The sequence below is a fragment of the Bacillus sp. LR_5 genome, assembly GCF_042709275.1.
In genome coordinates, this window is sequence record NZ_JAVAXX010000223.1 from 1 (window position 1) to 10,788 (window position 10,788).

The following is a 10,788-nucleotide window of genomic DNA, read 5'->3' on the forward strand; positions in this document are numbered from 1 at the left end:
ACACTTAAAGGGCAAGCAGACTCACGACATTGTCAAACAAGGACTTAAGATGCTTTGCCAGCTAGATCATAGAGGAGGGCAAGGCAGTGATCCGGATACAGGAGACGGAGCCGGCTTACTGGTTCAAATCCCTGATGCTTTCTTTAGAAAAGAGTGCAAAGACATCAATCTGCCAGAAAAAGAACGTTACGGGGTAGGAATGGTCTTTTTCTCACAGAAAGAAGATGAAAGAAAAAAAATTGAAAAGCAAATCAATGCACTAATTGAACAAGAAGGCCAAGTCGTTCTTGGATGGAGAACTGTACCTGTAAATGTCGGAAAAATCGGAACAGTGGCGCAAAAAAGCTGTCCGTTTGTCCGTCAGGTATTTATCGGCGCAAGTTCTGATCTAAAGGACAATTTATCTTTTGAACGAAAATTGTATGTCATTCGTAAACAGGCTGAAAATTGGGGAGTAACGGAAGGTCTTGATTTTTATTTTGCCAGTCTTTCAAGCCAGACCATTGTTTACAAAGGCCTTTTAACACCTGAACAGGTTGATGCATTTTATTCTGATCTGCAAGACGAAGCATTCGTTTCTGCTTTTGCGCTTGTTCATTCACGCTTCAGTACCAATACATTCCCTACATGGGAAAGAGCGCATCCTAACCGCTATTTGGTTCACAACGGTGAAATTAACACCCTTCGCGGAAATATCAACTGGATGAGAGCACGTGAGCAGCAATTTGTTTCTGAAAGCTTCGGTGAGGACTTAAACAAGATTTTGCCGATTCTCAATGCTGATGGCAGTGACTCTTCCATTTTGGATAACGCATTTGAGTTTTTTGTGATGGCTGGACGCAAACCGGCACATACGGCAATGATGCTCATTCCAGAGCCTTGGACGGAAAATACGCATATGTCCAAGGAAAAAAGGGCGTTCTACGAGTACCATAGCTCCCTGATGGAGCCTTGGGACGGACCGACAGCTATTTCATTTACTGACGGTAAACAAATCGGGGCGATCCTTGACCGGAACGGTCTCCGTCCGGCCCGTTATTATGTCACAAAAGATGATTATATTATTTTCTCATCTGAAGTAGGCGTTATTGAAGTTGAACAGGAGAACGTTTTATATAAAAACCGCCTTGAGCCTGGGAAAATGCTTTTAATCGACCTGGAAGAAGGCCGTATTATCTCCGATGAGGAAGTCAAAACACAAATTGCAACTGAGTATCCGTACCAAAAATGGCTTGAAGAAGAGCTTGTACAAGTAAATCCTGATCCGGAGTCAAGAGAAGAAGAACAATTTAGTGATCTTCTTACTCGCCAGAAGGCATTCGGATACACATATGAGGATATCCAAAAGTATCTAATTCCTGTTATTAAAGAAGGCAAAGATCCCCTTGGTTCAATGGGGAATGACGCTCCGCTTGCTGTACTTTCTGACCGAGCGCAATCGCTGTTTAACTACTTTAAACAGCTGTTTGCACAAGTAACGAACCCGCCAATCGACGCGATTCGTGAGCAGCTTGTCACTTCAACGATGACTTGGCTCGGTGCGGAAGGCGATCTTCTTCATCCAAGTGAACGAAATGTTCGCCGGATTAAACTGTATACACCTGTTTTATCCAATGAACAGTTTTACGCATTGAAAACGATTGTTCATCCTGATTTAAAAAGCCAAAAAATTGATGTGCTGTTTTCAGAGGATCTTGAACGCGGTTTAAAGGACATGTTCACACAGGCAGAGAAAGCCATCAGCCAAGGCGTAAGTTTGTTAATTTTATCAGACAAAAAGATGAACGAACGACTGACACCAATTCCGCCGCTTCTGGCAGTAAGCGCGCTGCACCAGCACTTAATCCGCAAAGGGCTGCGTACGAAGGTCAGCATTATTGTGGAATCGGGAGAAGCACGTGAAGTGCATCACTTTGCAGCGTTAATCGGTTATGGCGCAGATGCGATTAACCCTTATCTCGCTTATGCGACCTACAAGCAGGAAATTGATGAAGGCCGTTTGGATATCAGCTATGAAGAAGCGGTCAGCAAATATGGAAAAAGCATTACTGAGGGCGTCGTAAAAGTGATGTCCAAGATGGGAATTTCAACTGTGCAAAGCTACAGAGGCGCCCAAATCTTTGAAGCGGTAGGAATCAGCCGCGATGTGATCGACCGCTATTTCACAGGTACGGCATCACAGCTAGGCGGCATCGATTTACAAACAATTGCAGAAGAGGCACAGCGCCGCCACCGGGAAGCGTATCAGGATGATTACAGCAAAACGCTTGAACCGGGAAGTGACTTCCAATGGAGAAATGGCGGAGAGCATCATGCGTTTAATCCGAAAACGATTCATACTTTGCAATGGGCGTGCCGCAGAAATGATTACAATCTGTTTAAACAGTATACAAAAGCGGCTGATGAAGAACGCATCGGATTTTTGCGGAACTTGTTCGCATTTGACGGAAACCGCAAGCCTTTGAAGTTGGAGGAGGTTGAATCCGCTGAATCGATTGTCAAACGTTTTAAAACGGGTGCGATGTCATTCGGGTCCTTGAGTAAGGAAGCGCACGAAGCTTTAGCAATCGCAATGAACCGTCTTGGAGGAAAAAGCAACAGCGGTGAAGGCGGAGAAGATCCCAAACGCTTTGTTCCAGATGAGAACGGCGATGATAGAAGAAGTGCGATCAAACAAATTGCATCCGGACGGTTTGGTGTCAAAAGCCATTACCTCGTCAATGCTGATGAACTGCAGATTAAAATGGCTCAAGGTGCTAAGCCGGGTGAAGGCGGGCAGCTTCCTGGCAACAAGGTATATCCATGGGTTGCCGATGTCCGCGGGTCAACGCCAGGTGTCGGATTAATCTCACCTCCGCCACACCATGACATTTATTCGATTGAGGATTTAGCCCAGCTGATCCACGATTTGAAAAATGCCAACCGTGACGCAAGAATCAGCGTAAAGCTGGTGTCAAAAGCAGGTGTAGGAACAATCGCTGCAGGTGTTGCCAAAGCGACTGCAGATGTCATTGTGATCAGCGGCTATGACGGAGGTACAGGCGCTTCTCCGAAAACCAGTATTAAACATACAGGGCTTCCGTGGGAGCTTGGCCTTGCAGAAGCACATCAAACACTAATGCTGAACGGACTTCGTGACCGTGTTGTATTAGAAACAGATGGAAAGCTTATGACGGGCCGCGACGTTGTGATGGCTGCCTTGCTCGGCGCCGAAGAATTTGGTTTTGCAACAGCTCCGTTAGTTGTACTCGGTTGTGTCATGATGCGTGCCTGCCATTTGGATACATGCCCTGTCGGTGTAGCGACACAAAATCCAGAGCTTCGCAAAAAGTTCATGGGAGATCCTGACCATATTGTGAACTATATGCTGTTCATTGCCGAAGAAGTTCGTGAGTACATGGCTGCGTTAGGCTTCAAGACATTTGATGAAATGATCGGCCGCACTGATGTACTTCATGTAAGTGAACGGGCGAAGGGGCACTGGAAAGCAGGCCAGCTTGATTTGTCTACCCTTCTTTATCAGCCTGAAGGGGTGCGGACATTCCAAGCTCCGCAAAATCATAAAATTGATCAATCGCTTGATATCACAACAATTCTCCCGGCTGTACAAGAAGCCATCGAATCTGGAAAAGAAGCTGATATTTCGATTGAAATCAATAATACAAATCGTGTAGCCGGAACGATAACCGGCAGTGAAATCTCAAAGCGTTACGGAGAAGAAGGTCTTCCTGAAGATACAATCAAGCTGCACTTTACCGGATCAGCCGGCCAAAGCTTTGGAGCTTTCGTTCCTAAAGGGATGACGCTTTATTTGGACGGAGACTCAAATGATTACGTCGGAAAAGGGCTTTCTGGCGGAAAAATCATCGTCAAGTCACCAGAAGGATTCAACTCTGCTTCGGATGACAATGTCATTATCGGCAACGTGGCTTTTTACGGCGCGACAAGCGGAGAAGCATATATTAACGGACGTGCTGGTGAACGCTTTGCCGTTCGAAACAGCGGTGTGAATGTAGTTGTAGAAGGTATTGGCGACCACGGCTGTGAATACATGACTGGCGGCAGCGTTGTCGTTCTCGGTGATGTAGGCAAAAACTTTGCGGCAGGTATGTCCGGCGGAATCGCTTATGTACTGGCCGAAGATGTCAAAGCGTTTAAACGCAAATGCAACCTTGAGATGATTTTATTTGAATCATTAGAGGATGAGAAAGAAATCCAGCAAATCAAAGCAATGCTTGAAAGACATACTGCGTATACAAACAGCCAAAAAGCAGAAGATCTGCTTGATCAATGGGAAGACAGTGTGAAGAAATTCGTCAAAGTCATTCCGAAAAACTATAAACAAATGCTCGCAAGCATCCAAGAGCAAAAAGCTGCAGGTTTATCAGATGAAGAAGCCATCATGTTCGCTTTTGAGGCCAACACGAAGCCAAAGCAGAATACAGCAGCATCGGGACAAAAACAAGCGGTAGTACAGTAAGGAAGGGGAGAGGAACATGGGGAAACCAACTGGATTTATGGAGATCAAACGAGAAAAACCTGCGGAGCGGGACCCTCTCACTCGCTTAAAGGATTGGAAAGAATATTCTGCTCCTTTTTCAGAAGAAGCATCGAAACGGCAAGGGGCGCGGTGCATGGATTGCGGTACACCGTTTTGCCAGATCGGTGCGGACATTAACGGATTTACATCCGGATGTCCGATTTACAACTTAATTCCTGAATGGAACGATCTTGTCTACCGGGGCAGATGGAAGGAAGCATTGGAACGTCTGTTGAAAACAAACAACTTTCCTGAATTCACAGGGCGGGTATGCCCCGCTCCTTGTGAAGGATCATGCACTTTAGCGATTTCAGATCCGGCCGTATCAATTAAAAACATCGAGCGGACCATTATCGATAAAGGATTTGAGAATGGCTGGATTCAACCTAGAATTCCAAAAAAACGAACAGGCAAAAAAGTCGCCATCGTCGGGTCGGGCCCAGCCGGACTGGCGAGTGCTGACCAGCTGAATCAAGCAGGGCATTCTGTCACTGTTTTTGAGCGCTCAGACAGAGCGGGCGGCCTTTTAACATACGGCATTCCAAACATGAAGCTTGAGAAGGGCATTGTAGAACGCCGAATTAAATTGCTGACGCAAGAGGGAATTGATTTTGTCACGAACACAGAAATCGGTGTTGACATTACAGCTGATGAGCTAAAGGAGCAATTTGATGCTGTGATCTTATGCACAGGCGCTCAAAAACAGCGGGACCTCTTAATTGAAGGACGCGACTCAAAAGGAGTCCATTACGCGATGGACTACCTGACACTTGCAACAAAAAGCTATTTAGATTCTAATTTTAAAGACAAGCAATTCATTGATGCCAAAGGGAAAGATGTCATCGTAATCGGAGGCGGAGATACAGGAGCTGACTGTGTGGCTACTGCTCTGCGTCAAAAAGCCAAAAGCGTGCACCAATTCGGCAAACACCCGAAACTTCCGCCAGCCCGCACGAATGACAATATGTGGCCTGAACAGCCACACGTCTTTACGCTTGAATATGCATACGAGGAAGCAGAAGCAAAATTCGGAAGAGATCCGAGAGAATACTCCATTCAAACGACAAAAATGGTTGCGGATAAAAACGGAAAGCTGAAAGAGCTTCATACCATCCAAATGGAAAAAGTGAAAAATGAGCATGGGAAATACGAGTTCCGCGAGCTGCCTGGAACGGAAAAAGTATGGCCTGCTCAGCTTGTCTTTATCGCTATCGGCTTTGAAGGCACAGAACAGCCGCTGTTGAAACAGTTCGGTGTTGATTCTGTAAATAACAAAATCAGTGCAGCATATGGGGATTATCAAACAAATATCGATGGTGTATTCGCCGCAGGGGATGCAAGAAGAGGCCAAAGCTTAATCGTATGGGCGATTAATGAAGGCCGAGAAGTGGCGCGTGAAGTGGATCGATATTTGATGGGGAGTTCAGTTCTTCCGTAAATAAAGGGGATTATCATATAAGAGAAACCGGTCTGGCTGCCAGCCGGTTTCTTTTTTTATTCCATTACGATCCCGATGTTTCCAAACTGTCTGCCTTCCTGCATTCTTTTATATGCTTCACATGCTTTTTCTAAAGGATATATCCGGTCAATTACAGGCCGCAGCTTATGTTTGTCAATGAAAGCGAGCATAGCTTGAAATTCCTCACCGCTTCCCATCGAGGTTCCCAAAACATTGACCTGAGGAAAGAATAGAGAACGCACCGGAAAACTGAGATTATCCCCTGAGCTTGCCCCAAAGCTGACAATACGGCCATTTGGTTTTACATGGCGGAAGTATTCCGAAAAGAGGGCAGGTCCTATGCTGTCAAGAACAACATCCGCCTTTTTTCCCTGCAACTGCTCATCCCAATTGCTGTAGCTGTCAAATGCGTAATCAGCACCTAATTTCAGCGCCTTTTTTCTTTTCTCCTCACTGCGGGAGGTCACGCTTACTGTTGCCCCAATCGCCTTAGCCATAAATAAAGCGTAGGTTGCCACACTGCTGCCGATGCCGGGTATCAATAGATGCTCGCCTTTTTTTAATTGCCCCTTTGTAAACAGAGCCCGATATGCAGTTAAAGCGGATAAAGGTAAAACGCCCGCTTCTTCCCATGATAAATAAGCAGGTTTTTTGATTGCATTTTGTGAAGGAATGATCACATATTCAGCAAGTGTTCCGTCCGAAGGACCTCCCAGAATCTCAGGTACAGGTGGTACATTCTCTGTCAAATCCCAGTTCAATGTCGGGAAAATGACTACTTCTGTCTGAACAGTAACATTTTTCACGCCTTCACCAATCTCTTCGATGATACCCGCGCCGTCAGAACCCAGTATCATGTGAGGATCTTGTTCAGATTTGTTTTTCATAAGAAACAAGTCACGATGATTCAGGCCTGCAGATTTTAATTTAACCTTTACCTCTCCGTATCCAGGCTTTGTTGATGGAACGTCCTGAACTGATAACCCCAGAAGACCGGCTTTTCCGTTGTGAATTACAGCTTTCATGCTGTCTGCCTCCTCATTGAATTGTATTTTCATATCTTTACATATTTTACATAGCGGTTTTCTTCGAGTAAAATGAACAAATATGATAGCCAATATCACTTTTCATCATAGCAAGCAGGTGAGAGCGCGTGGAAAGCGGAGATTTAAAAATTTTTCAGGCTGTTGCTCGCGAAGGAAGCATAACGAAAGCAGCCCAGATGCTGAATTATGTTCAGTCGAATGTGACAGCCAGAGTGCATAACCTTGAGGAAGATTTGAATATCAGGCTTTTTCATCGAACGAATCGGGGAATGAAGCTGACTGCTGCAGGAGAAAATCTTTTACAATATGCAGATCAAGTATTATCGCTGTTAGACCAAGCTGAAAAATCGACCCGAATGAGCAGGCAACCAAAAGGGCCTTTGCGGATGGGATCACTGGAAACAATGGCGGTAACGCATCTGCCTGAGCATGCAGCATCCTTCCTCAGGCGTTTTCCTGAAGTGGATTTATCAGTGAACACAGCTGATACGCATCATTTGATTCAACAGGTTCTTGATCATAAAGTTGATGGCGCTTTTGTATATGGGCCGGTTGAACACGCTGCAGTTAGACAACTCCATGTCTCCCATGATGAATTAGTTTTGATTTCATCACGAGAAGGGACGGCAGAAGACATGCTTCAGCAGCCGATGCTCTTTTTTGGGGCTGGCTGTTCTCATCGTGACAGGGTCAAAAGATTACTAGAGGAAGCAGGCATACACAATCAAAAAATCATAGAGTTTGGCACATTGGAGGCTATTATAAAAGGTGTTTCCGCCGGGATGGGTACGGCGCTGCTCCCAAAGTCCGCTGTTGACGGCTCCGAGCATCGTACAAATGTATGGATTCATCAGCTGCCACCATCATATCAAGACTTAGAGATCGTCTTTATATACAGGAAAGACTTTTTTATTACGAGTGCGTTTCAGACATTTCTTGATGAGATAAACGAAATGAAAAGATGAAGATAGACGTGCATTAGCAGAATAAAGATTTTGTCAAAGAAGCAGTCATCATTCTGTCATTTTGGATTGCAATCAGGGATACAGAGCATTACCAATGCCTGTTGTTATTAAAGATCTGCATGAAAAAACTGTACTCATTTGAAGCGAGTACAGTTTTTTTATTTATTTGCGTTTTAAATTAATGCCGATCGCCGCTCCGTTTCTGCTTGAATCAGCTACACCTTTAAAGGTGCCGTTTTCATGGTCGATCGATATACTTTGCACGTTTCCGATATCCACCGGACTTGTGCCGAATTTGTGGCCCATGCCGTTTAGCTTGCTGAGGACATCTTTAGGAACTCCGTCTTCGTAACGGTAAGAGCTCATGCTGTTTGTGTAAATTCTCGGCTCTTCAACAGCTGCTTTTAATTCCATACCATATTCAATGTGGTAGAGAATGGTTTGCAAAACGGATGAAATAATTGTGGCCCCGCCAGGAGATCCAACCGTGAGGACAGGCTTGTCATCCTTAAATAAAATCGTCGGGGTCATGCTGCTTAAAGGCCGTTTGTTTGGCTGTACTTCGTTAGCTCCGCCTGGTATCGCATCAAAATCCGTTAATTCATTGTTTAAAATAACACCGTAATCAGGGACCATAATACCCGTTCCGAATAGCTGTTCGATTGTTGTTGTATAAGAAACAACATTTCCCCAACGGTCAGCAACTGTAAAGTGGGTTGTTTGGCCTTCTACTTTGTCTTTCGGCTGTTCAACTTGTTTATAGTTTGCTGATCCTTCTTGGTATTTCCAAGGGTCACCGGCTTTCGGTTTTTTATTCACTTGATCTAGGTTGATTAATTGCTGGCGTTCTTTAATATAATCGGGATGAAGCAGGCCTTTGAGAGGAACATTTACAAATTCGGGATCACCTGCGTAAGACGCACGGTCGGCATATGACAAATGCATCGTTTCAGCAAGCAGCTGATATTTTTCCCATGAGCGGACATCATATTGTGAAAGGTTAAAATCATCAAGGATTTTCAGCATTTGCAATAAGAAAATACCGCCGGAGCTTGGAGGAGGAGTAGTAGCGATTTGATAGCCTTGATAGTCTCCCCAAATCGGTTCATCAATTGTAATGTCGTAATTTTCTAAATCTTTTTCTGTCATTGATCCGCCGAAATCCTGGACAGTGTCAGAAAGCGTCTTGGCGAATTTTCCTTTATAAAAAGCGTCAGTGCCTTTGGAGCGAATAAGCTTAAATGTTTTAGCCAAATCCTTTTGAATAAGGGTATCTCCTTCTTTAAGCGGTTCGCCATTTGGTAAAAATACATCTTTTGCGGCAGTCCGTGAAAGTTTTTCCTGATAATCAGAAATGGCATCTGCCAACACCGAATCAATCGGAAAGCCTTTTTCAGCGAGTTTAATAGAAGGGGTAATTAATTGCTTCATCGAACGGGTTCCCCATTTATCCAAGGCTTCTTCCAGCCCTTTCAGAGTGCCTGGAACACCAACGGCAGTACCTTTTGTTACACGTTCAGAGAAAGGAATTGCTTTGCCGTTTTCGTCCAGAAACATATCAGGAGTTGCGCCTGCTGGAGCACGCTCACGGCTGTCGATTATCGTTGTATCCTTCGTTTTTCCGTCATACACCATCATAAAACCGCCGCCGCCAATACCTGACATCATCGGCTCTGTTACATTGAGTGCAAATTGAATGGCAACCGCTGCGTCAATAGCATTTCCTCCTTTTTTCAGCACATCAGCACCGATTTCAGAAGCAAGAGGATGTGCGGTGGCAACCATGCCGTCTTTTCCAACATCTACTTGTTTGTACTCATCGTAGCTTTTGGGCGGTTTTTTAGCTTCCGCGTGAAAAGGGACACTTCCAGCGACTAACAGAACACTAAGCAGAGCTGTTAAACAGACGTTCCACGTTCTTTTCATGTTCTCCCTCCTATATGAAGCTGTATTGTTACAATCTTAGCGTAAAAAAATTACAGCGTTTTCACAAGTGACAAATGGTATATTATATAGTACATAAAGCCGTTTTTCTGTGCAAAATTGATTATATTGATATGAGCCATGTGCTATATTAGAATCAGCATACGGATTAAGAAGGGACTGCTATATGTATTTAACGATTGAAGAAACAGCAGAATATACAAATCTTTCAGAGGATTATATTAAAAGCTTGGTGCTCGAAGGAAGAATCAGAGCTGTTCATGACGGGGAGCAATTTTTGATTTATAAGGAGCAGTTCAAAACGCATCTCGAACAGCTGGAGAATTACAAAGCACTTGTGCAGGAAATATTAAATGAACCAATCCCGGAAGATATTGATGTAAAGGATGAGGATTAGGACACAATTTGAAATTGTGTCTTTTTTTGTATGTTTTTGCGGAAGCTCCATAAAATTGGGAGCGTCAGATTTCGTTTTAAGAGGATTTTCGAGGAATGGCAGGGGGATAAGTATCCAAGATGTTAAAAGCTTAATAAGAGGCTTTAAAGCTTATTTAATAGGGTGAAGGTTGGAAGAAGCTTTTTTAAAAGCTTATGTAACACTATGTATATTATGTTACATAAATGCCGCCACACTTTGACATTCAACGTTTTTCAGCTATAATAGTAACATAGACCTCAAAACGTTACATAACGGTTTTTAAGGAGTTTTTTGATGCATATTGTACAGCCGATTCGCAGGCTAGAGAAAATCCAAGAAGTCAAACAGTATTTGCTTAACAAAAACAAGCGGGATTATTTTCTGTTTATTTTCGGCATACACAGCGCGCTCCGTAT

General features: G+C 44.1%; 6 protein-coding genes and 1 pseudogene. 5 read left to right on the forward strand and 2 right to left on the reverse strand.

The window, feature by feature from the left end; all coding sequences use genetic code 11:
* Together gltB and gltD are read left to right on the forward strand one after the other, a co-directional pair.
* Nucleotides 1–4,480: glutamate synthase large subunit (gene gltB / locus RAC86_RS28670; protein ID WP_377886291.1), on the forward strand; the 4,480-nt coding region annotated here is incomplete at its 5' end.
* 16 nt (nucleotides 4,481–4,496) lie between these two features.
* A complete protein-coding gene (gene gltD / locus RAC86_RS28675; protein ID WP_014479972.1) occupies nucleotides 4,497–5,978 on the forward strand; it encodes a glutamate synthase small subunit in 1,482 nt (493 codons plus the stop codon).
* A gap of 56 nt (nucleotides 5,979–6,034) precedes the next feature.
* Here gltD and RAC86_RS28680 read toward each other — a convergent pair whose 3' ends face one another.
* A complete protein-coding gene (locus tag RAC86_RS28680) occupies nucleotides 6,035–7,024 on the reverse strand; it encodes a zinc-binding dehydrogenase (protein WP_377886292.1) in 990 nt (329 codons plus the stop codon).
* Between the two features lie 128 nt (nucleotides 7,025–7,152).
* On the opposite strand from RAC86_RS28680, the gene yofA reads away from it, so the two are divergent.
* Nucleotides 7,153–8,010 (forward strand): LysR family transcriptional regulator YofA, encoded by an 858-nt coding sequence (yofA, locus tag RAC86_RS28685; RefSeq protein WP_377886293.1) that lies wholly within the window; start codon nucleotides 7,153–7,155, stop codon nucleotides 8,008–8,010.
* Between the two features lie 162 nt (nucleotides 8,011–8,172).
* On the opposite strand, the gene ggt is transcribed toward yofA, so the two are convergent.
* A complete protein-coding gene (gene ggt, locus RAC86_RS28690) occupies nucleotides 8,173–9,936 on the reverse strand; it encodes a gamma-glutamyltransferase (RefSeq protein ID WP_042975924.1) in 1,764 nt (587 codons plus the stop codon).
* A 184-nt stretch (nucleotides 9,937–10,120) separates the two neighbouring features.
* Between ggt and RAC86_RS28695 the strand changes: the two genes are divergently transcribed.
* Nucleotides 10,121–10,351, forward strand: coding sequence for an excisionase family DNA-binding protein (locus tag RAC86_RS28695; protein ID WP_029727237.1), 231 nt, complete (start codon nucleotides 10,121–10,123; stop codon nucleotides 10,349–10,351).
* 315 nt (nucleotides 10,352–10,666) lie between these two features.
* Nucleotides 10,667–10,788: pseudogene (locus RAC86_RS28700) on the forward strand (site-specific integrase); the annotation flags it as partial.

Excerpts from the sequence above, each read along its gene's own strand:
- RAC86_RS28695 (WP_029727237.1), top strand. The coding sequence starts at position 10,121 with ATGTATTTAACGATTGAAGAAACAGCAGAATATACAAATCTTTCAGAG.
- ggt (WP_042975924.1), bottom strand. The coding sequence starts at position 9,936 with ATGAAAAGAACGTGGAACGTCTGTTTAACAGCTCTGCTTAGTGTTCTG.
- gltD (WP_014479972.1), top strand. The coding sequence starts at position 4,497 with ATGGGGAAACCAACTGGATTTATGGAGATCAAACGAGAAAAACCTGCG.
- RAC86_RS28680 (WP_377886292.1), bottom strand. The coding sequence starts at position 7,024 with ATGAAAGCTGTAATTCACAACGGAAAAGCCGGTCTTCTGGGGTTATCA.